This window comes from Streptococcus sp. 27098_8_148 (assembly GCF_041432105.1).
In the GTDB taxonomy this organism is placed as follows: domain Bacteria; phylum Bacillota; class Bacilli; order Lactobacillales; family Streptococcaceae; genus Streptococcus; species Streptococcus parasanguinis_AE.
In genome coordinates this window covers 1-21,016 of record NZ_JAPVYY010000018.1, presented here as the reverse complement: position 1 = coordinate 21,016, position 21,016 = coordinate 1, and the positions used below count along the sequence as shown (strand labels likewise).

The 21,016-nt window shown below is 41.0% G+C and carries 19 protein-coding genes and 1 other RNA gene; 18 read left to right on the top strand and 2 right to left on the bottom strand.

From position 1 onward, the window contains the following. The first annotated feature begins 404 nt into the window (after nucleotides 1–404). The 13 genes from rsmH (at nucleotide 405) to pepC (ending at nucleotide 14,052) form a co-directional block, all read left to right on the top strand. Nucleotides 405–1,355 carry a 16S rRNA (cytosine(1402)-N(4))-methyltransferase RsmH gene (rsmH, locus tag O3646_RS10225; RefSeq protein WP_003010377.1) on the top strand — a complete coding sequence of 317 codons (951 nt, stop codon included), beginning with the start codon at nucleotides 405–407 and terminating at the stop codon, nucleotides 1,353–1,355. Nucleotides 1,356–1,366: 11 nt separating this feature from the next. Beyond that, nucleotides 1,367–1,702: a cell division protein FtsL gene (gene ftsL / locus O3646_RS10220; protein ID WP_155168412.1), complete on the top strand. Its 336-nt coding sequence runs from the start codon at nucleotides 1,367–1,369 to the stop codon at nucleotides 1,700–1,702. Further along, the gene (pbp2X, locus tag O3646_RS10215) at nucleotides 1,695–3,977 is read left to right on the top strand and encodes a penicillin-binding protein PBP2X (protein WP_195327265.1); all 2,283 of its coding nucleotides are present in this window, start codon (nucleotides 1,695–1,697) and stop codon (nucleotides 3,975–3,977) included. The genes ftsL and pbp2X overlap by 8 nt, the downstream gene beginning before the upstream one ends. 1 nt (nucleotide 3,978) lies before the next feature. Continuing rightward, complete coding sequence (mraY, locus tag O3646_RS10210) at nucleotides 3,979–4,971, top strand: phospho-N-acetylmuramoyl-pentapeptide-transferase (RefSeq protein ID WP_155168411.1); 993 nt, start codon at nucleotides 3,979–3,981, stop codon at nucleotides 4,969–4,971. Between the two features lie 134 nt (nucleotides 4,972–5,105). Continuing rightward, nucleotides 5,106–6,449: a DEAD/DEAH box helicase gene (locus tag O3646_RS10205; RefSeq protein WP_371610841.1), complete on the top strand. Its 1,344-nt coding sequence runs from the start codon at nucleotides 5,106–5,108 to the stop codon at nucleotides 6,447–6,449. Nucleotides 6,450–6,645: 196 nt separating this feature from the next. Beyond that, entirely contained in the window at nucleotides 6,646–7,446 is an 801-nt protein-coding gene (locus tag O3646_RS10200) for an amino acid ABC transporter permease (RefSeq protein WP_049498839.1), read from the top strand. Continuing rightward, nucleotides 7,446–8,189 carry an amino acid ABC transporter ATP-binding protein gene (locus O3646_RS10195; protein WP_003003991.1) on the top strand — a complete coding sequence of 248 codons (744 nt, stop codon included), beginning with the start codon at nucleotides 7,446–7,448 and terminating at the stop codon, nucleotides 8,187–8,189. The genes O3646_RS10200 and O3646_RS10195 overlap by 1 nt, the downstream gene beginning before the upstream one ends. Nucleotides 8,190–8,270: 81 nt before the next feature. Then, on the top strand, nucleotides 8,271–8,498 hold the full coding sequence (locus tag O3646_RS10190) for a DUF4059 family protein (RefSeq protein ID WP_003003995.1): 228 nt from the start codon (nucleotides 8,271–8,273) through the stop codon (nucleotides 8,496–8,498). A gap of 58 nt (nucleotides 8,499–8,556) precedes the next feature. Next, complete coding sequence (gene trxB / locus O3646_RS10185; RefSeq protein ID WP_049473361.1) at nucleotides 8,557–9,468, top strand: thioredoxin-disulfide reductase; 912 nt, start codon at nucleotides 8,557–8,559, stop codon at nucleotides 9,466–9,468. Nucleotides 9,469–9,607: 139 nt separating this feature from the next. Continuing rightward, complete coding sequence (locus O3646_RS10180) at nucleotides 9,608–11,068, top strand: nicotinate phosphoribosyltransferase (RefSeq protein ID WP_023920286.1); 1,461 nt, start codon at nucleotides 9,608–9,610, stop codon at nucleotides 11,066–11,068. Next, nucleotides 11,065–11,889, top strand: coding sequence for an ammonia-dependent NAD(+) synthetase (nadE, locus tag O3646_RS10175; protein WP_371610840.1), 825 nt, complete (start codon nucleotides 11,065–11,067; stop codon nucleotides 11,887–11,889). The genes O3646_RS10180 and nadE overlap by 4 nt, the downstream gene beginning before the upstream one ends. 209 nt (nucleotides 11,890–12,098) lie before the next feature. Then, nucleotides 12,099–12,650, top strand: coding sequence for a GNAT family N-acetyltransferase (locus O3646_RS10170; RefSeq protein WP_031575284.1), 552 nt, complete (start codon nucleotides 12,099–12,101; stop codon nucleotides 12,648–12,650). Between the two features lie 67 nt (nucleotides 12,651–12,717). Next, nucleotides 12,718–14,052 carry an aminopeptidase C gene (gene pepC, locus O3646_RS10165; RefSeq protein ID WP_049490968.1) on the top strand — a complete coding sequence of 445 codons (1,335 nt, stop codon included), beginning with the start codon at nucleotides 12,718–12,720 and terminating at the stop codon, nucleotides 14,050–14,052. Nucleotides 14,053–14,204: 152 nt separating this feature from the next. Here the strand turns inward: pepC and pbp1a are convergent, their stop codons facing one another. Together pbp1a and recU are read right to left on the bottom strand one after the other, a co-directional pair. Then, nucleotides 14,205–16,322, bottom strand: coding sequence for a penicillin-binding protein PBP1A (gene pbp1a / locus O3646_RS10160; protein WP_155168407.1), 2,118 nt, complete (start codon nucleotides 16,320–16,322; stop codon nucleotides 14,205–14,207). After that, the gene (recU, locus tag O3646_RS10155) at nucleotides 16,323–16,916 is read right to left on the bottom strand and encodes a Holliday junction resolvase RecU (RefSeq protein WP_003010355.1); all 594 of its coding nucleotides are present in this window, start codon (nucleotides 16,914–16,916) and stop codon (nucleotides 16,323–16,325) included. A gap of 64 nt (nucleotides 16,917–16,980) precedes the next feature. On the opposite strand from recU, the gene O3646_RS10150 reads away from it, so the two are divergent. The 5 genes from O3646_RS10150 to O3646_RS10130 all read left to right on the top strand — a co-directional run bounded on the left by O3646_RS10150 (nucleotide 16,981) and on the right by O3646_RS10130 (nucleotide 20,961). Next, entirely contained in the window at nucleotides 16,981–17,508 is a 528-nt protein-coding gene (locus O3646_RS10150) for a DUF1273 domain-containing protein (RefSeq protein WP_023920293.1), read from the top strand. Between the two features lie 69 nt (nucleotides 17,509–17,577). Then, nucleotides 17,578–17,919 carry a cell division regulator GpsB gene (gpsB, locus tag O3646_RS10145; RefSeq protein ID WP_049496141.1) on the top strand — a complete coding sequence of 114 codons (342 nt, stop codon included), beginning with the start codon at nucleotides 17,578–17,580 and terminating at the stop codon, nucleotides 17,917–17,919. 16 nt (nucleotides 17,920–17,935) lie between these two features. Continuing rightward, an RNA gene (gene rnpB / locus O3646_RS10140) (RNase P RNA component class B) lies at nucleotides 17,936–18,301 on the top strand. Nucleotides 18,302–18,367: 66 nt separating this feature from the next. Continuing rightward, complete coding sequence (locus O3646_RS10135; RefSeq protein WP_023920295.1) at nucleotides 18,368–19,525, top strand: class I SAM-dependent RNA methyltransferase; 1,158 nt, start codon at nucleotides 18,368–18,370, stop codon at nucleotides 19,523–19,525. A gap of 11 nt (nucleotides 19,526–19,536) precedes the next feature. Next, complete coding sequence (locus O3646_RS10130) at nucleotides 19,537–20,961, top strand: cell division site-positioning protein MapZ family protein (protein ID WP_371610839.1); 1,425 nt, start codon at nucleotides 19,537–19,539, stop codon at nucleotides 20,959–20,961. The last annotated feature ends 55 nt before the right edge of the window (nucleotides 20,962–21,016 follow it).

The window sequence follows — 21,016 nt, the reverse complement described above, 5'->3', positions numbered from 1 at the left end:
TGATTTCAGAGCTAGTTTGCTTTCTTTTAAGGAATTACTTGGAGGGAATAAAAGAAAAACAGAGGTGGAAGAAATTATTTTTCTTCCATCTCTGTTTTTTGTCCTTGAATGGCTTTTTTGAGCCACCAAAGTGAGCCGACTAGGATCAGGGCAGCAAGCCAAAAAATCCAAGCCTCAATAGTGGTTAGAAAAAAGTAGAGAGCGATAGCATCGACCAATAAAAGTGGGATGAGAATCTGTTTTCTTATTTTCATAAGAATATTGTATCATAAATCCTAGAGGAAACAAATAAAATCAAGCCTTTCTAGGTATTTTGTAGGATCTGAAAAGGTCCGACAGGGTTAGTTAGTGAATTTTCTTTCAGGAGTGCATCTTGGTCCCATTTGTGGTAAAATAGTAAAGATATGAGTAAAGAATTTCATCATGTAACGGTTTTGCTTCATGAAACGATCGATATGCTGGATGTTAAGCCAGATGGGATCTATGTAGACGCCACATTGGGTGGGGCAGGCCACAGCGAATATTTGTTAACAAAATTAAATGAATCAGGCCATCTCTATGCCTTTGACCAAGATCAGCATGCGATTGAGAATGCTAAGATTCGTTTGGCACCTTTCATTGAGAAAGGCATGGTGACCTTCATTAAGGATAACTTTCGTCATTTGAAGGAACGTCTAAACGAATTGGGTGTGACTGAAATTGATGGAATCTGTTATGACCTAGGTGTCTCTAGTCCTCAGTTAGATGAACGGGAACGTGGATTTTCTTACAAGAAAGATGCGCCGTTGGACATGCGGATGAATCAAGAAGCTTCCTTAACAGCCTATGAGGTCGTCAATAGCTACGATTACCATGATCTAGTTCGCATTTTTTTCAAATATGGAGAGGACAAATTTTCCAAGCAAATTGCGCGGAAAATTGAGCAAGCACGAGCAATTAAACCGATTGAAACGACGACTGAATTAGCAGAGATTATTAAATCTGCTAAACCAGCTAAGGAGCTCAAGAAAAAGGGTCATCCTGCTAAACAGATCTTCCAAGCCATTCGTATCGAAGTCAATGATGAACTGGGAGCGGCGGATGAATCGATTCAGCAAGCCATGGATTTGTTGGCCCTCGATGGTCGTATTTCTGTGATTACCTTTCATTCGTTAGAGGATCGATTGACCAAACAATTGTTTAAAGAAGCTTCGACGGTTGAGGTTCCAAAGGGGCTTCCCTTTATTCCAGATGATTTGAAACCAAAGATGGAGTTAGTCAACCGGAAACCTATTTTGCCAAGTGAAGAAGAGCTTGAGGAAAATAATCGATCTCATTCAGCAAAATTACGGGTTGCTCGAAAAATACACAAGTAAGAGGAATTGATATGGCAGCAAGATATGAGAGAACAAGAACACAGGTATTGCAAGACCACTTTCGCCGTTTCTCTAGAGTAGAAAAGGCTTTTTATGGGTCGATTGTCCTAACAGCTGTGATTTTAGCCATTAGTATTGTCTTTATGCAGACACGGATTTTACAAGTTCAAAGTGAACTGACTGATTTGAATACGGAACTAGAAGCCAAAAAGACGGAATTGGCAGATGTTCGTCAAGAGGTCAATGAATTAACACGTTATGACCGCTTATCACAGTTGGCTAGCTCCCAAGGAATGAAGCTGCAAAAAGAAAATCGAAAAACAGTGAGTGCAAGTAGTGATGAATAAATTCAAAAAATTTTTGATCGGGTATTCGATAAAGAAACGTCGCTTGCCGGATCAGAATCGAAAACAAGTTGGGAAAAATCTCAGTGTACTGGCGATTTTCCTCTTTTTTCTCTTTCTGATTAATTTTGCAATGATCATTGGGACTGACAAAAAATTTGGTGTGACCTTATCGGATCAAGCCAAGAAAGTCCATGAGCAGACGGTCATTGTTCCTGCAAAACGTGGAACGATCTATGATCGAAATGGAGCAGTAATTGCTGAAGATGCGACGACCTATAATGTTTATGCCATTATTGATAAAAAGTACAAATCAGCAACCGGGAAAATCCTCTATGTAGAAGAGAGCCAATTTAAAAAAGTAGCAGAAATCTTTAAGCAGTACTTAGGGATGGATGAGGATTACGTCATTCAACAGTTGTCGCAAAAGAAATTGAAACAGGTTTCTTTTGGCTCGAACGGAAACGGCATAACTTATAGCAATATGACGGCCATCCGTGAGGCCATGGAAGCGGCGAAGATTGAAGGGGTTGCTTTTACAACCAGTCCAAATCGAAGCTATAAAAATGGAGTTTTTGCTTCTCAATTTATAGGTCAGGCCTCTCTTCAAGAAGATAAAGAGGGGAATAAAACTCTGAAGGGGCAATCAGGGATGGAGAAATCCCTCGATCGTATTCTCGCTGGTCAAAATGGGGTTATCACCTATGACAAAGACCGAAACGGCAATATCGTTCCTGGTTCAGATAAGGTTTCTGTCAAAACAGAAGATGGAAAAGATGTCTATACGACCATTTCAGCAGAATTACAAACCTACCTTGAGACACGTATGGATGTTTTCCAAGAAAAAGTAAAAGGAAAGTATGTTAGTGCGACTCTTGTGAGTGCAAAAACTGGAGAGATCCTAGCGACAACGCAACGTCCATCCTATAATGCGGATACCAAACAAGGGTTGGATCTGAAAAACTTGAAAACCTGGAATACCATCCTTTATCAAGATCAATATGAACCGGGTTCAACCATGAAGGTCATGTTATTAGCTTCGGCGATTGATCATGGAACCTTCCCAGCCTATAATGAAGTATACTACAGTAACGAACTACAAGTAAAAGATGCGACCATCCGTGACTGGGATGTCAATATGGGACTGTCTGAAGGTCGCTATATGAATATCGCACAAGGCTTTGCTTACTCAAGTAACGTGGGGATGACCCGCTTGGAGCAAAAGATGGGAAATGCTGTCTGGATGGACTACCTAACCCGCTTTAAATTCGGTCTTCCGACCCGTTTTGGAATGGGAAATGAAGCTTACGGGGGTCTTCCAGGGGATAACTATGTCAGTCAAGCCATGTCTTCTTTTGGTCAAGGGATTTCCGTCAGTCAAACTCAAATGTTACGGGCCTTTAGTGCCATCGCTAATGATGGACAAATGTTGGAGCCGAAGTTTATTAGTGCTATTTACGATAAAAAATCAGACACAGCCCGCAAATCAAAAAAAGAAGTTGTTGGAAAACCAGTTTCAGGATCAGCTGCACAACAGACACGGAACTATATGATCACCGTCGGAACAGATCCAGAGTATGGAACCTTGTACAGTGATGGACCCATCATTCAGGTACCAGGTCAAAACGTTGCGGTGAAATCAGGGACTGCCCAAATGGCGACAGATCAAGGATACTTGCAAGGAGAAAATGATTATATCTACTCGGTTGTAGCCATGACACCTGCAGAAGATCCTGAATTCATCATGTATGTGACGGTCCAACAACCAGAAGTGAAATTCTCATTCACCAGCTGGGAAGAGCTGGTCAATCCTATTTTGGAAGATGCAGTTGCTTTAAAAGACGAATTGCATCTAACATCAGAGGCACCAACTTTGGATGATGTGACCAAAGAAACGACCTACAAAATCCCTTCAGTAGAAACTCTCTCTAAGGAGTTGAATCTGAAACAAAATCTGAGCCCAGGTGCTTATTCAGAGGAATTGCGTCGCAATTTGGTGCAACCAATTGTCCTAGGAACCGGGAAAAATATCCGCAAAATGTCTGTGGATATAGGCTCTAAAGTCAAAGCCAATCAGCAAGTATTGTTATTGACAGAAGACTTTGATGCGGTTCCAGATATGTACGGTTGGACAAAGAAAAATGCGGACATCTTTGGAGAATGGACTGGAATTGAGATTACCTATAAAGGTAGTGGAAAGAAAGTAACCAAACAAAGTGTCAAAATGAACACCTCACTTAATAAAACTAAAAAGATTACGTTAACATTAGGAGACTAAGATGTATATTGCTACGATCCTTGTATCGTTTCTATTAACAGTGGCTGCTATTCCAGCCTTTATTCGATTTTACCATCGTGCTCATATTTCTGGGCAACAAATGCACGAAGATGTGAAACAACACAAAGCGAAAGCTGGCACTCCGACAATGGGTGGAGTTGTATTTCTCATTACAGCCGTTCTAGTTAGTTTTGTCGTTACCGTATTGACTGGAAATTTCACGCGCCCTGTTCAACTGATTCTATTTATCTTGATTCTTTATGGAATTGTTGGATTTTTGGATGACTTTTTAAAAGTTTTTCGTAAGATTAATGAAGGTCTTAACCCAAAACAAAAATTGGCCCTTCAACTTGTTGGTGGAATCATCTTCTATATTTTTTCTGAACGCCACGGTGCAGGAAGCCTTTTAAATGTCTTTGGTTACGATCTTTACTTGGGCCATTTCTACATTCTCTTTGCTTTATTTTGGTTGGTTGGTTTTTCAAACGCGGTCAATTTGACAGATGGGATTGATGGATTAGCCAGCATCTCCGTTGCCATTAGCCTGAGTGCCTATTCCTTTATTGCCTATATGCAAGGGAAATGGGACATTCTCTTTGTGACTTTGAGTATGATTGGGGCCTTGCTTGGATTCTTTGTCTTCAACCACAAGCCGGCTAAAATCTTTATGGGGGATGTCGGTAGTCTAGCTCTTGGAGGGATGCTTGCAGCCTTGTCAATGGCTCTGCATGTCGAGTGGACGTTGCTCTTGATTGGTCTGGTCTATGTCATTGAAACAGGTTCAGTGATGCTACAAGTGACCTATTTCAAATGGACCAAGAAACGTTACGGGGAAGGACGTCGGATTTTCCGAATGACTCCTTTCCACCATCATTTAGAACTGGGTGGCCTTTTTGGCAATGGGCAAAACTGGTCAGAATGGAAAGTGGATGCCTTTATGTGGACCATTGCCTTGGTGACAAGTGTCGTGACTCTAGTTCTTCTCTACCTATAAAACGACGGTGGGCTTTCCCATCGTTTTTTTACTGACTCAGAGAGACTTCGCTGGTTAGGAAAAATGACTCATAAGAGAGGCAAGAAGACAGCTTTTCTGATATAATAATAGAGATCATGAAAGGAACTGAGAAAATGAAATTTACAGAGTTTAATTTTAAGCCCTATATTCAAGAGGCACTGAAAGAAATCAATTTTAGAGAAGCAACCGAAGTACAGGAAAAACTAATTCCGATTGTCCTAGATGGAAATGATTTGGTAGGAGAGTCAAAGACTGGTTCTGGGAAAACCCATACGTTCCTCTTGCCGATTTTTCAAACGTTAAATGAAGACAGTGAGCAAGTTGAAGCGGTCATCACGGCTCCTAGTCGGGAGTTGGCGACGCAAATTTACCAAGCTGCTCGTCAAATCGCTAGTCATTCTGAAAAAGAGATTCGGATTGTGAATTATGTTGGAGGAACGGATAAAAGCCGTCAGATTGAAAAACTCCAGGTCAAACAACCACATATCGTGATTGGAACTCCAGGCCGGATCTACGATCTAGTTGCATCTGGTGATCTGGCTATTCATAAGGCCCATACTTTTGTGGTAGATGAGGCGGATATGACACTGGACATGGGATTCTTGTCAACCGTGGATAAGATTGCTTCAAGACTTCCGCAACAACTGCAATTTTTAGTTTTTTCAGCCACCATTCCGCAGAAATTACAACCTTTCTTGAAAAAATATCTCTCAAACCCAGTCATGGAGCAGATTAAGACCAAGACGGTGATTTCAGATACCATCGATAATTGGCTGGTTTCGACCAAGGGTCGGGATAAAAATGAGCAAATTTACCAATTGACCAAGACCTTGCAACCTTATTTGGCTATGATTTTCGTTAATACCAAAACGAGAGCAGATGATCTCCATGCCTATTTAGTGGCTCAAGGATTAAAAGTGGCGAAGATTCACGGAGATATCCCACCACGTGAACGGAAACGGATCATGAATCAGGTTAAAAATCTTGATTTTGAGTATATTGTGGCCACAGATTTGGCGGCTCGTGGAATTGATATCGAAGGGGTGAGTCATGTCATCAACGATGCCATTCCACAAGATCTTTCCTTCTTTGTTCACCGTGTTGGCCGGACAGGACGCAATGGTCTACCAGGTGTCGCTATTACTCTTTATCAACCGAGTGATGATTCAGATATCCGTGAACTAGAAAAAATGGGCATTCGTTTCGTACCGAAAGTGTTGAAAAATGGGGTTATTGAAGATACTTATGATCGGGATAGACGGGCCAATCGTGAGAAAAAGCAAGAGAAACTCGACATCGAAATGATTGGTCTGGTGAAGAAGAAAAAGAAAAAAATCAAACCAGGCTACAAGAAAAAAATTAAATGGGCAGTTGATGAAAAGCGGAGAAAAGCTAAGCGAGCTGAAAACCGTGCGCGTGGTCGGGCCAAACGAAAGGCCAAACGTCAAACTTTCTAACCCCTTCTTTCAAATGTTCAGAAGAAAACATAGATTTTCTTTATGAACTCCATAAAGAAAAACTATTAGGAACTTGTCTAAAATTATGATAGACTAAATTTGAGTAGTCTATCATTTTTCTATTTCTGTAGCAATTTTTGGAATTCCGATAGTGAATGTGATAGAATGTTTATGTTCGAGAAAGGAAGTAACAAAAATGTTTACAACTAATCTTTTAACTGCCAACTGGTATGCTGACTTTTTAAAACACGTTCCAGATAGCAAGCTGTTTAGTTTGAGAGCTGTATTGGATGCATTTCCGGCTGTCATAGGAAAATTGCCTGTGACGATTTTATTAGCCCTAGGAGGCGCATTTTTTGGGATTATTTTTGCCATGATTTTTGCTCTGGTCAAAATTAATCGTGTACGAATTCTTTACCCGATTCAAGCTGTTTTTGTCAGTTTTTTACGGGGGACTCCTTTGTTGGTTCAGTTGATGTTGACCTATTATGGGATTCCTCTTATTTTAAAAGCGATCAATCAGTCTTATGGAACAGCTTTTAATATTAATGCCATTCCGGCTGAGCTGTTTGCAATTGTTGCTCTTGCCTTTAATGAGGCGGCTTATGCGAGTGAGACCATCCGGGCAGCCATTTTATCAGTGGATCCTGGTGAAATTGAGGCAGCGCGTAGTCTTGGGATGACCAACCGTCAAGTTTATCGCCGGATTATTATTCCCAATGCAGCAGTCGTTGCAACTCCTACTTTAATCAACTCTCTCATCGGATTGACCAAGGGGACTTCGCTAGCCTTTAGTGCCAGTGTGGTTGAAATTTTTGCCCAAGCACGGATTATTGGTGGGAGCGATTTGAAGTACTTTGAACGCTTTATCACGGTATCGATTGTTTACTGGATTGTGAACATTCTCATTGAAATACTAGGCCGTCACATTGAACGTCGACTGGATATTGAGACTCCCGTAGCAATTGATTTACCAGATCAGGAGGTCCGTATCTAATGATTTATATTTCAGAATTATCAAAGACATTTTCAGGTCAAAAGGTTTTAAATAATCTCAGTTTGGAAATTCAAAAAGGGGAAGTCGTGGCCCTAATCGGGTCTTCGGGAGCTGGTAAATCAACCTTCTTACGCAGTTTAAACTATTTGGAAGCACCAGATAGCGGTAGAATTAAGATTGATGATTTCGAAGTTGATTTTGAGCACATTACCCAAGATCAAATCTTGACCTTAAGAAGAAAATTGGCCATGGTTTTCCAACAGTTTAATTTGTTTGGTAGAAAAACAGCTCTTGAAAATGTGAAAGAAGGGCTCATTGTTGTGAAGGGCTTATCCGATCAAGAAGCAACGAAAATTGCTCGAGAAGAACTAGCAAAAGTCGGTTTATCGGATCGTGAAAATCACTATCCTCGTCACCTCTCAGGTGGACAAAAACAACGGGTGGCTTTGGCCCGTGCTTTGGCCATGAAACCAGAAGTTCTTTTGCTGGATGAACCGACTTCAGCCTTGGATCCAGAATTGGTTGGAGAAGTTGAAAAATCCATTGCCAATGCTGCAAAATCAGGACAAACCATGGTACTGGTCAGCCATGATATGTCTTTTGTAGCGCAAGTAGCAGATAAGGTCCTATTTTTGGATAAAGGACGGATTATTGAATCTGGAACACCAGAGGAAATCATGCAACATCCAAAAGAAGAACGGACAAAAGAATTCTTTGCTAGTTACAAACGGACCTATGTTTGATATAATAGAGGAGAGGTAAGACTCAGCTGGCGATGCTAGCTGGGTTTGTTTTCTGAAAATGTAAAAATATTTGGAGTCGTGATGTTAAATAAATTATTGTCCTTATATTTACAAAGTTTAGTGACGACAACGATTTTAGTTGGGATCGCTTCTTGTATTTGGATTGGCTACCGTGCCCTTAAGAAGAAAGATAAAACAGCCAAGCAACGACAAGCCCATTTGTATGATATCCTCTTAATTGATATCATGACGATTCCTATTTTAACCTTTGCGGTCATAGGGATTTTGTTTATCTTTCAAGCACGATAATTGCAAAAAGACCGTGTTAGAATTATAATGGTTACAACAAAACAGAAAGAGGTTGAGTATGTTTGATACAGTGATTATTGGAGCAGGTCCTGCAGGGATGACTGCTGCCCTTTATGCAGCACGAAGCAATTTAAAGGTCGCATTGATTGAGAGAGGAATTCCAGGCGGTCAAATGAACAATACGTCTGACATTGAAAACTATCCTGGCTATGCGAATATTAGTGGCCCAGACTTGGCTGAAAAAATGTTTGAGCCTTTAGAAAATCTTGGTGTGGAACATTTGTTTGGTCAGGTAGAGCGCATCGAAGACCTCGGAGCAACCAAAAAGATTGTCACAGATGATGGGGAATTTGAAGCTAAAACCGTGGTGATTGCAACAGGGTCTAACCACCGTCCATTGAATGTCCCTGGCGAAGAGGAGCTGAATAGTAGAGGGGTTTCCTACTGTGCTGTTTGTGATGGTGCTTTCTTTAGAGACGAGGATCTCTTGGTCGTTGGTGGTGGCGATTCTGCGGTAGAAGAAGCTGTCTTTTTGACTCAGTTTGCAAAAACAGTGACCATTGCCCATCGTCGTGATCAGTTGCGTGCCCAAAAAGTTCTTCAAGACCGTGCCTTTGCCAATGATAAAATTCACTTTGCTTGGAATACGGTTGTTGAAGAAATTAAGGGGGAACCAAAAGTAACGTCTGTCCTTTTAAAAGATGTGAAGACAGGAGAGGTTAGAGAGCAGGCCTTTGGTGGTGTCTTTATCTATGTCGGTTTAGATCCTGTCAGTGATTTTGCGACGGAACTTGGTATTTTAGATGAAAATGGCTGGGTGGTGACGGATGATCATATGAGAACCACAGTCCCAGGTATTTTTGCGGTTGGTGATGTTCGTCAAAAAGACCTACGTCAAGTGACGACAGCCGTCGGAGACGGTGCGATTGCTGGCCAAGAAGTTTATAAATATATCACAGAAAACTTTTAATCTTTTAAAAATCTGAGGTTTGTGTCTCAGATTTTTTTTGTGCTTTCCTTTCAGTATTCAATGGGGCTGAAATGTGCTATAATGGTACTAATTTTATGGTAGGAATTCATAGAACAAATCTAAAAAAAGAGGTATTCATATGTATCCAGATGACAGTTTAACGTTGCATACTGATTTATACCAAATCAACATGATGCAGGTCTATTTTGATCAAGGTATCCACAATAAACATGCTGTATTTGAAGTGTATTTTCGTCAACAGCCTTTTAAAAACGGCTATGCTGTATTTGCTGGCTTAGAGAGAATTGTGAAATATTTGGAAAACTTGAGTTTTTCTGAGAGCGATATTGCCTATTTAGAGTCACTTGGTTATCATGGAGCCTTCTTGGAATATCTCCGTGATCTTAAATTGGAACTGACAGTACGCTCGGCTCAAGAAGGTGACTTAGTTTTTGCCAATGAACCAATTGTCCAGGTCGAAGGTCCTCTGGCTCAGTGTCAATTGGTGGAAACAGCCCTCTTAAATATAGTCAACTTTCAAACCTTGATAGCCACAAAGGCTGCACGCATTCGTTCGGTCATTGAAGATGAGCCTTTGATGGAATTTGGGACACGTCGCGCGCAAGAAATGGATGCTGCGATTTGGGGAACTCGTGCGGCAGTCATCGGAGGTGCTAATGGGACTAGTAATGTTCGGGCAGGAAAACTCTTTGGAATCCCTGTTTTAGGAACCCATGCCCATTCTCTTGTACAGGTATATGGAAATGACTACCAAGCCTTTAAGGCTTATGCGGAAACCCATAAAGATTGTGTCTTCCTCGTCGATACCTATGATACCCTTCGTATTGGGGTACCAGCAGCTATTCAGGTAGCGCGTGAAATGGGAGAGAAGATCAATTTCTTAGGCGTTCGGATTGATTCAGGAGATATTGCCTATATTTCTAAAAAAGTTCGCCAGCAATTAGATGAGGCTGGGTTTACAAATGCTAAAATCTACGCTTCTAACGACTTGGATGAAAATACCATCCTCAACTTAAAAATGCAAAAAGCAAAAATTGATGTATGGGGTGTGGGAACCAAACTAATTACGGCTTACGATCAACCAGCACTTGGGGCGGTATACAAAATTGTTTCTGTTGAAAACGAAGCAGGAGAGATGATCAATACCATCAAGCTTTCTAATAATGCAGAGAAAGTTTCTACTCCAGGTAAAAAGCAAGTCTGGCGGATTACGAGTCGTGAAAAAGGTAAGTCAGAAGGGGACTACATTACTTATGATGGAGTAGATGTTTCTCAACTGACAGAACTTAAAATGTTCCATCCGACTTATACCTACATCAATAAAACGGTCCGAAACTTTGAGGCTATTCCTCTTTTAGTGGATATTTTTAAAGAGGGGCAATTGGTTTATCAACTACCACCATTATCAGAAATTCAAGAATATGCTCGTAAAAATTACGATCAATTGTGGGATGAATACAAGCGTGTCCTTAATCCACAGCATTACCCAGTTGACTTGGCAAAAGATATTTGGCAGGATAAGATGGATCTAATCGAGGAAATGCGTAACAAGGCCAATGGAGAAGGAGAAGCAAAATGAGTTTGCAAGAAGAGATTATCCAACAATTGGGTGTCAAGCCTAGCATTGATCCTCAGGAAGAGATTCGCCGCTCGGTTGATTTCTTAAAAAGATATCTAAAAAAACATCCCTTCTTGAAAACATTTGTATTAGGGATCTCAGGAGGACAAGATTCGACTCTTGCTGGGCGATTAGCTCAATTAGCCATGGAAGAAATGCGCTCAGAGACAGGAGATGCCTCCTATCAATTTATTGCTGTTCGCCTTCCTTATGGGGTACAGGCAGATGAAGAAGATGCTCAAAAAGCTTTGACCTTTATCCAGCCAGATGTCAGCCTAGTCGTTAACATCAAGGAATCAGTTGATGCCATGGAACGCGCTGTCGAAGCAACAGGAACGGATATCTCCGACTTCAACAAGGGCAATATCAAGGCTCGCAGTCGCATGATTGCTCAGTATGCTTTAGCAGGTGCGCGGAGTGGAGCCGTTATTGGGACGGACCATGCAGCGGAAAATATTACAGGTTTCTTCACAAAATTTGGAGATGGTGGTGCAGATATTTTACCCCTTTTCCGTTTGAACAAGCGCCAAGGAAAACAATTGCTTAAAGCCTTGGGAGCTGATCCTGCTCTCTATGAGAAAATCCCAACTGCAGATTTGGAAGAAGAAAAACCAGGAATAGCAGACGAAGTAGCGCTGGGTGTCACCTATAATGAAATCGATGATTACCTAGAAGGCAAACAAGTGAGCCCAGAAGCTCAAGCCACTATTGAAAAATGGTGGTACAAAGGCCAACACAAACGCCACCTGCCAATCACAGTATTTGATCATTTCTGGGAGTAAAAAGGTCCACTGGACCTTTTTAGCCCGAGTCTTAAAATAGGAAAACGAGACAGAAATCGGTAACTCGCAGAGTTCGATTTCGTAGTCTCACCATACAATATTGTGAAAAGCATCAAAAAGAAGGGCGATTTCATCCGTCCTTTTCTTCTAGATTAAAGTAACCAACTTGCAACGTTCAAGTTGCATGAAAAAATGAAGGGAGACAATCTATGAATCATCTTGGAAGTCTTGTCATAGAGACAGAGCATTTATACTTGAGGCCTTTCGTTTTGGAAGATGCACCAGCGATGTTTGAAAATTGGGCTTCGGATCCTGAAACCCTGAAATATGTCACTTGGGATGCCCATGCATCTACTGAGAGAACCAGAGAATCGATCAAAAGATGGATCGAACAGTATCGTAAACCAGATACTTATAAATGGGCGCTTTGTTTGAAAACATCACTGGATCAGGTAATTGGAGATATTAGTGTGGTTTCTCAAGACCAGGAAAGTCAATCATGCGAGCTAGGTTATATCCTTGGCAAGAAATTCTGGGGGCGGGGATTCATGACAGAAGCCGTCATAGCTGTTTTGGATTTCTTATTGAACAAAGTCGGATTTAAAGAAATCAAAGCCACTTATGTCAGTTTAAATCCTGCTTCAGGGAAAGTCATGGAAAAGGCAGGAATGCAGTATGTAGAAACCATCCCTCATGCCATTCAACGCAAAGGATATTGCGGGGATAAAATCATCTATTCTAAACAGAATCCCTCTCTATAGGGTGATTTTTACTTGAAGATTCTGCTCAAAGGATTATAATAGTAAATAATGAAAAAAGGAGATTGCTATGTCAGAATTAACGAAAGAATTTACAGACCAGCTCTATGCTAATTATGAAGCAAATGTGAAATATGCGGCTCTTGAAAATGCTGTTACCCACAATGGGATCCATGCATCGCTTGAAACGCGCAAGAGTGCAGTAGAAAATACACCAGTTTTTTCACTTGATTTGACCAAGGATAAGGTGACAAACCAAAAAGCATCTGGACGTTGTTGGATGTTTGCTGCTTTAAATACCTTCCGTCACAAGATGATTTCAAGCTTCCAATTGGAGGATTTTGAATTGTCTCAAGCACATACTTTCTTTTGGGATAAGTATGAAAAATCAAACTGGTTTTTGGAGCAAGTGATTGCTACAGCAGACCAAGAATTGACCAGCCGTAAGGTGGCTTTTCTCCTACAAACCCCACAACAAGATGGCGGTCAATGGGATATGGTGGTATCTCTCTTTGAGAAATACGGAGTGGTTCCAAAATCAGTTTATCCAGAATCGATTTCTTCAAGCAATAGCCGGGAATTGAACACCTACCTCAATAAACTCTTGCGTCAAGATGCGCAAATCTTGCGTGATTTGATTCACTCAGGCGCAGATAGTGAGGCAGTTGCGAGCAAGAAACAAGCGCTGTTGCAAGAAATTTTTAACTTCTTGGCTATGTCTTTAGGATTGCCTCCACGTGAATTTGACTTTTCATACCGTGATAAGGACAACCAATTCCATAGTGAAAGTGGCTTAACTCCACAAAGCTTCTACAAAAAATATGTAGACCTTCAATTAGACGATTACGTCTCTATTATCAATGCCCCAACTACAGACAAGCCATATGGAAATTCTTACACCGTAGATATGCTGGGCAATGTTGTTGGTAGCCGTCCAGTCCGCTACCTAAATGTTCCAATGGATCGATTGAAAGAATTAGCCATTGCTCAAATGAAAGCAGGGGAAACTGTCTGGTTTGGTTCAGATGTAGGCCAAGTCAGCAACCGTAAAGCCGGAATCCTGGCAACAGATGTCTACGATTTTGAAGCAGGCATGGACATTCATTTGACACAAGACAAGGCGGGTCGCTTGGACTATGCAGAAAGTCTCATGACACATGCTATGGTCTTGACAGGGGTTGATTTAGACGAAGCAGGTCAGTCTCGTAAATGGAAGGTTGAAAATTCATGGGGAGACAAGGTCGGTACAGATGGTTACTTTGTGGCTTCTGATGCTTGGATGGATGAATATACCTACCAAATCGTGGTTCGTAAAGAATTCCTAACAGCAGACGAATTAGCAGCCTATGAAGCAGAACCAATTGTCCTAGCACCGTGGGATCCAATGGGAGCTTTGGCAAAATAATGATACAGAAAAGAGCCGAAAGGCTCTTTTTTTTATATACTCAAAAATAAAAAAGCTGGGAAGTCTAACTAAATAAATCAGATTTTATTCGTTCTGGTTTTTTAACCATTGTTAAAAAAAAGCCGGGCGAAAAGCCCGACTTCTCTGTTATATTATTCGTTATGATTGTTAGAGTCTTGTGAAGAAGGCTCAGATGGTTTAGATGGATTTTCTTCGTTCGAAGAGCTAGACGATGGTTCTTCATACGAATACTGATCAGTGGAATAACTTGGCTCATAGTAGTAGTTATTGTAGTTGTTCTTACCATTGTTTAAGTAGAGATAAGAACCACTTCGATACAGTCCACTTGGTTGCGTCCAATCCGTATGACCAGAGTTATTATTATTAGCAAGATAGAGCATCATTTGACGGTAGACATCCGTTGCGACCTGTATTCCATTATCCAATACTGGTGTAAAGCGATTGGAATAACCCGTCCAGACGGCCATAGCATATTCAGGTGTGTATCCTACGAATAATTCATCTGGTGTCACAATACTTGAATAACCTATATTTTTTGTTAACTTATTGACCTCGTTATCATCATAGTTTGATGTACCAGTCTTACCAGCTTGGTAGATTCCCGAAATGGCAGCATTTGTACCGGTACCAGACAAGAGAACTGTCTTCATCATATCTGTCATCATGTAGGCAGTTGTTGCTTTCATTGCACGAGTTCCTTCGGACTCAAATTCCTTGGTTGTGCCATCACTAAAGACAACCCGACTAACATAGGATGGTTTGTAATAGGTACCGCCATTGGCAAAAGCAGCATAGGCAGCTGCCATTTTCTCACTGCTGGCTCCGTATTTGTTGCTAGAATCGCTAGTGTTACTCGAGATAGCGTTGGCGTAAACCATTTCTGGGTAATCGATCCCTAATCCATTGAGGAATTTCTTAGCTTGTTTAAGACCAACTTTTTCCAGGGCCTTCACCGCAGGCACGTTACGAGATTGTTGAATTGCGTAGGTAATGGACATGCTACCATAGTATGAACGGTCCCAGTTGTAGACAGGCGTTGATGAATGAGGGAAGTTGTATGGCGCATCTGTTGTAGTAGCTGCTGTAGAGGTATATTCCTCATGTTCAAGAGCTGGTGCGTAATCTGTGATTGGTTTCATTGATGAACCCCAGTCACGGTTCGTTTCAACCGCTTGGTTTGTACCAAAGGAAACATTGCTGGATTGGTGACGAGAACCCAGCTGAGCAATGACTTTACCAGTATTGACATCAATAACGGTAGAAGCTACTTGCATTTCATCATCCGGGTAATTGACATATTCATCTGTATTGTAGATATCCCATAGTTTCTTTTGAGCTTCTGTATCCACGTTTGTATAGACATCCATTCCGGTTGTCAACAAATTGTAGCCCGTTTCTTCTTCGACTTGCTCGATCACTTCTTTTAGGTAATTATCCATATAAGCTGGATAACTGCTTGAAGAGCTAAGACTTTGAAGACCATCTGTAACAGGTGTATTCACTGCCGCTTCGTATTGTTTATTGGAAATGGACTTCATATCGAGCATTTCTTTTAAAACTAAGTTTCGGCGTTGAAGTGCCGCTTCGGGATGAGAATAAGGATCGTATTGGTTCGGCGCTTGAGGCATCCCTGCTAGAAGCGCTACTTGAGGGAGCGATAGATCTTTTAGGTCTTTTCCATAATAGCTTTTTGCAGCTGTCTGCATTCCATAGTTCCCATTCGCCATAAATACTTTATTAACGTAATAGGTCAAGATTTCTTGTTTGGTTGCTTTCTTTTCTAGTTGGGTTGCTAACCAAGCTTCTTGAATCTTTCGTGATAGGGTACGATCGGAAGCGGAAGTTGAGAAATAGGTTAATTTGATCAATTGCTGCGTTAAGGTTGATCCCCCTTGGCTTCCTCCTCGCAAGTTGTGAAGGAAGGAGCCACCAATCCGAATGATATCGACTCCACGGTGATTGAAGAATCGGTGGTCCTCAATCGCCACGATAGCGTTAACCAAATCAGTTGGGATTTGGTCTGTTGAGACGTTGATTCGTTTCTCAGCACCTAAATCCGCAATCAAGTTATTTTGATTGTCATAAATCTTACTAGATGTTGTGGCAACCAGATCTTTTTCAGACAAGGTTGGTGCTTTCATGGCATAATAACCAAATATCAGTCCGCCAAGGACGAATAAAAGTAAGAAAAATGAAATGGCTGCTATGGCAACATATTTCAACCATTGAATGACTGTTTGTTTATTCATTTAAATACCGCCTAGAAGTTTCTGTTCGATAATATCAAGATAAGGAACGCTTGGAAGACGATTCTTATCTACTAGAAAGCCGTGCTCCTGAATATAGGAGAGGGGCATGGATTTACTACCATGATCGATGTTGTAATAGTGAATTAATGCAGGAGCAGGAAGTAAGTAGGTTTCACTCAACTTTGCAAAATGCAAGAGAACGAAACAGATACCGCCTTGCTGAACAACTGCCTCCATATGATCGATTTGATGTTGATGAAAATTTTTCATCGGCATGGATTGCTTTTGCTGTGTTTCCTTCGCTTCAAAATCGATATAGCGTCCCTTGTATACTCCAGAATAGTCCGTCGTTGAGGCTTGCCTGAAATAGGCTTCAACAATCTTTGCCCGACTGCGACGTGGATAATCCACTTTCACGATTTGAATCGGTGTTGGTTTTTTATGGATGACTGCTAGACCTCGAGAAAGATAGTATTGATTGCTTTCATTGATCATTTTTTCAAATGTCATCCCACGATTCGCAAAGTCGACTGGATGTTTCCTTTGTGTAGAGACCAAGGTTTTTTTGGCTACTTTATGTGGATAGTTGACCATAGTTCTCCTTATTGGTACAATTACATCACTCTATTATATCATAAATTAGAATAATGAGGAAAAAATGAATACCATACTTGTTGCAGGTTATAAGAGTTTTGATGTGGGAGTCTTTTCCAATAAAGACCCTCGACTGACCATTATCAAAAAAGCCATTGAAAGAGATCTTCGTCGTCTATTTGAAGAAGGAGTGAAATGGCTGGTCTTTTCTGGTAATTTGGGATTTGAGGCTTGGGTACTAGAGGTCGCCTTTGCATTAAAAAAAGATTACGATTTTCAAATGGCGACGATCTTCCTATTTGAGAATGTTGGCGAAAATTGGAATGAAAGCAATCAGGAATTATTAGCACGCTTCAAACAGGTGGATTTCGTGAAATATGCCTATCCCCACTATAGCAATCCGGGTCAACTAAAAGAATACAATCAGTTTTTAATAGATAACGCGGATGGAGCTTATGTTTTTTATGATCCAGAAAATGAAACCAATTTAAAATATCTTTACAAAATGATGGTAGAAAAAGAACCATTTTATGTCAAACAATTAAGTTTTGATGACTTAAATGAACTTGCTGAAAATTTTTACGAAAACTAAGTGTTATACCTTGATTTTTCTTACCATTTTTTTATATAATTGAGATGATGAACTAGATTGGAGAGAGTAATGGCGAGTATTATTTTTACTGCGAAAGATATTTTTGATCAAGATTTCAAACGAGAAGTTCGTGGTTATAATAAAGATGAAGTAAATGAATTTTTGGATGATGTCATAAAAGACTATGAAACCTATGCTGCTTTGGTGAAGGAATTGCGTGAAGAAAACGCACGCCTTCGTGAAGAACTTGCCCAAAAAGCACAGGAAACACCACAAACATCTCCGATTGCTAGCACTGCTACGCAAGAATACCCGCAAGTGACAACAGCGACGAACTTTGATATTCTCAAACGTCTCAATCGTTTGGAAAAAGAAGTTTTTGGGAAACAGATCGTAGATCGCGATTATTAATCCCATAGATTGTGCAATTTTTGGATAATCGCGTGAGAGAATATTCTCATGAGGAAAGTCCATGCTAGCACAGGCTGTGATGCCTGTAGTGTTTGTGCTAGGTGAATCCATAAGCCTAGGGACTTGGTATTCAAGTTACGGCGAGTGAAGGAGCTAAGTCTAAGGATATGCTCTAGTAACTCTGAAAGTGCCACAGTGACGTAGTTTTTAGGGAAACCTAAAAAGTGGAACGCGGTAAACCCCTCAAGCTAGCAACCCAAACTTTGGTCGGGGCATGGAATGCGTGGAAACGAACATAGCATTCTGACTGGAAACAGTAGACAGATGATTATCGAAAGAAATGGTACCTAGTCATTTCTGGAACAAAACATGGCTTATAGAAAATTGCATATAGGTTGATGAGGTGGAGAGAGATCTCAACCTCCTTTTTTAAAGTGATAGGAATAAGATGAAAAAACAATTTGAATTGATTGCAACGGCCGCTGCTGGTATAGAGGCTGTTGTTGGTCGAGAACTACGCGATCTCGGCTACGATTGCCAGGTTGAAAATGGACGGGTTCGATTTCAAGGAGACCGTCGAGCAATCATAGAGACCAATCTCTGGTTGCGCGCGGCTGATCGAGTGAAAATTGTGGTTGGGACTTTTCCAGCCAAAACCTTTGAAGAACTCTTTCAAGGTGTCTTTGCTTTGGATTGGGAAAACTATTTGCCTTTAGGAGCACGTTTTCCTATTTCTAAGGCTAAATGTGTCAAATCAAAACTTCATAATGAACCTAGCGTTCAGGCCATTTCGAAAAAAGCAGTGGTTAAAAAGTTACAAAAACATTATGCCCGCCCAGAAGGTGTTCCTCTCATGGAAAATGGGGCAGAGTTCAAGATCGAAGTATCGATCCTTAAAGATCAAGCCACTGTTTTGATTGACACCACTGGTAGTAGCCTCTTCAAACGTGGTTATCGGACTGAAAAAGGGGGAGCCCCTATTAAGGAAAATATGGCAGCGGCAATTCTTCTGCTGTCAAACTGGTATCCAGATAAGCCCTTGATTGACCCGACATGTGGTTCTGGAACGTTTTGTATTGAGGCGGCGATGATTGCGAGAAATATGGCACCTGGTTTACGTCGGACCTTTTCTTTTGAAGAATGGAACTGGATGGATGATCGCTTGATTCATGAAGTCCGTCAAGAAGCAAGCAGAAAAATCAATCGCGAGATCGAATTGGATATTATGGGAACTGATATCGATGCGCGGATGGTTGAGATTGCCAAAGAAAATGCCCAGAAAGCGGGCGTTAGCAGTGACATTACTTTTAAACAAATGCGAGTCCAAGATCTTCACTCAGATAAGATCAACGGGGTGATTATCTCCAATCCTCCATATGGAGAACGATTATCTGATGATGAGGGTGTGACGAAATTGTATACTGAAATGGGGCACGTATTTGCACCTCTCAAAACCTGGAGTAAATTTATCTTAACCAGTGATGAAGGTTTTGAATCTAAATTCGGTAGTAAAGCAGATAAAAAACGAAAACTTTATAACGGAACCCTAAAAGTTGATCTCTACCAATATTTTGGGGAACGAGTAAAACGGCAGATTAAGGCATAGAAAGGATTTTTATGACAGAGAAGGATAAAAAGCCATTAGAGCAAGAAACAGAATCAATTTTAGAGTTTGAAGATGCTAAAGAGATGACGATTGGGCAGGCCAATCGAAAGGCAGAAGAAATCGAAGCAGGTGTAACGGAAGGTGATAATGTCTTAGACAAATACATCAAACAACACCGAGCAGAAATTGAAGCGGAAAAATACGATACAAAGATCTTAGCTAAGGAAGAGTTGGCTAAAGCTGAAGAGTTGGCAGCTTCAGAAACAGTTGCCGAAGTAGCTGAAGCAGTGGAGGCACCGGAAGTAACGGAAACAGTCTTGGAACAAAGGCCTGAAATGGATGCTATCTCAACAGAATTACCTGCTAAGATTAAATTTGGACCTACACCAACTGAACCAATTGTAGAAGCAGAGGAGCTTCCTGAGGAAACACCAAGCAATGCGGGTAAACGAATCAAAGCAGTTCTATACTCTGCATTAGGTCTAGCGATTGTCGGGTCGGCCATTTTTGTGACCTATAACTGGATGCACAGTCGTGGAAAATCTGGTGGTACAACTGTTGTATCGTCTTCATCTAGCAAGTCATCTTCTACTTCTAAATCAAGTAGCAGTGAAACACAGGCTCAAAAATTGGAAGAGTTTACCAAAGCCTACGATGCCTTTTTTGTAGATGAATCAAAAAGTGCTCTTAAAAATGATAAATTCGGAGACTTGGAAAATCTGAAGAAACTGCTGGACAAATTAGAAGGAAGCAGTGATTATAATGCGGCTAAAACAAAATATGAAGACCTTGTGAAGCAAGTTTCTGCTATTCAAAAAGTGAATTCTCAATTTAGTTCTCCAGTCATCAAAGATGGAGTTCTTGATGCAACTGCCAAAGCGAAAAGTGATGCGACCTTTGCAGAAACAAAGACAGGCAATGAAAAATTAGATAGCTTATTGAATGAGGCGGTTGCGCAAGGACGTTCACAACAAGTTGCGACACCGGCACCAGTGACAGGGACAGGTGGTACAGATACTTCTAATGCAACTCCAGCCCCAGCTCAAGCAGCAACGCCTACGGCCCCAGCTGTCAATGCTGCTACAGGTGGTGCAGTAACGGCAAGTCCAGGCTATTCAGGATACGGTCTTCCAAGCGATGGTGTCCCACTTCAGCGGAATCTGAGCCGTGTGCCATATAACCAAGCAGCTATCAATGATGTCAATAATCCGGCTTGGGTGTTTGGTGATGGGATCCTTGAAAAAGTACTGAACATTGCTCGTAAACGTGGGCATATCACTGGCAATCAATACATTTTAGAGCGTGTCAATATCATTAACGGTAATGGCTATTACAACCTCTTCAAACCAGATGGAACCTATCTCTTTAGTATCAATGCCAAGACTGGTTATTTCGTAGGAAACGGAAAAGGTCATTCAGATGCTCTGGATTATTAATGCTTGATCAGACATCCCTTTTCTGGGAAAAATGACAATAAAAAAGAGAGTGGGA

Coding starts and splice junctions, on each gene's coding strand:
- rsmH (WP_003010377.1), top strand. CDS start 405: ATGAGTAAAGAATTTCATCATGTAACGGTTTTGCTTCATGAAACGATC.
- ftsL (WP_155168412.1), top strand. CDS start 1,367: ATGGCAGCAAGATATGAGAGAACAAGAACACAGGTATTGCAAGACCAC.
- pbp2X (WP_195327265.1), top strand. CDS start 1,695: ATGAATAAATTCAAAAAATTTTTGATCGGGTATTCGATAAAGAAACGT.
- mraY (WP_155168411.1), top strand. CDS start 3,979: ATGTATATTGCTACGATCCTTGTATCGTTTCTATTAACAGTGGCTGCT.
- O3646_RS10205 (WP_371610841.1), top strand. CDS start 5,106: ATGAAATTTACAGAGTTTAATTTTAAGCCCTATATTCAAGAGGCACTG.
- O3646_RS10200 (WP_049498839.1), top strand. CDS start 6,646: ATGTTTACAACTAATCTTTTAACTGCCAACTGGTATGCTGACTTTTTA.
- O3646_RS10195 (WP_003003991.1), top strand. CDS start 7,446: ATGATTTATATTTCAGAATTATCAAAGACATTTTCAGGTCAAAAGGTT.
- O3646_RS10190 (WP_003003995.1), top strand. CDS start 8,271: ATGTTAAATAAATTATTGTCCTTATATTTACAAAGTTTAGTGACGACA.
- trxB (WP_049473361.1), top strand. CDS start 8,557: ATGTTTGATACAGTGATTATTGGAGCAGGTCCTGCAGGGATGACTGCT.
- O3646_RS10180 (WP_023920286.1), top strand. CDS start 9,608: ATGTATCCAGATGACAGTTTAACGTTGCATACTGATTTATACCAAATC.
- nadE (WP_371610840.1), top strand. CDS start 11,065: ATGAGTTTGCAAGAAGAGATTATCCAACAATTGGGTGTCAAGCCTAGC.
- O3646_RS10170 (WP_031575284.1), top strand. CDS start 12,099: ATGAATCATCTTGGAAGTCTTGTCATAGAGACAGAGCATTTATACTTG.
- pepC (WP_049490968.1), top strand. CDS start 12,718: ATGTCAGAATTAACGAAAGAATTTACAGACCAGCTCTATGCTAATTAT.
- pbp1a (WP_155168407.1), bottom strand. CDS start 16,322: ATGAATAAACAAACAGTCATTCAATGGTTGAAATATGTTGCCATAGCA.
- recU (WP_003010355.1), bottom strand. CDS start 16,916: ATGGTCAACTATCCACATAAAGTAGCCAAAAAAACCTTGGTCTCTACA.
- O3646_RS10150 (WP_023920293.1), top strand. CDS start 16,981: ATGAATACCATACTTGTTGCAGGTTATAAGAGTTTTGATGTGGGAGTC.
- gpsB (WP_049496141.1), top strand. CDS start 17,578: ATGGCGAGTATTATTTTTACTGCGAAAGATATTTTTGATCAAGATTTC.
- O3646_RS10135 (WP_023920295.1), top strand. CDS start 18,368: ATGAAAAAACAATTTGAATTGATTGCAACGGCCGCTGCTGGTATAGAG.
- O3646_RS10130 (WP_371610839.1), top strand. CDS start 19,537: ATGACAGAGAAGGATAAAAAGCCATTAGAGCAAGAAACAGAATCAATT.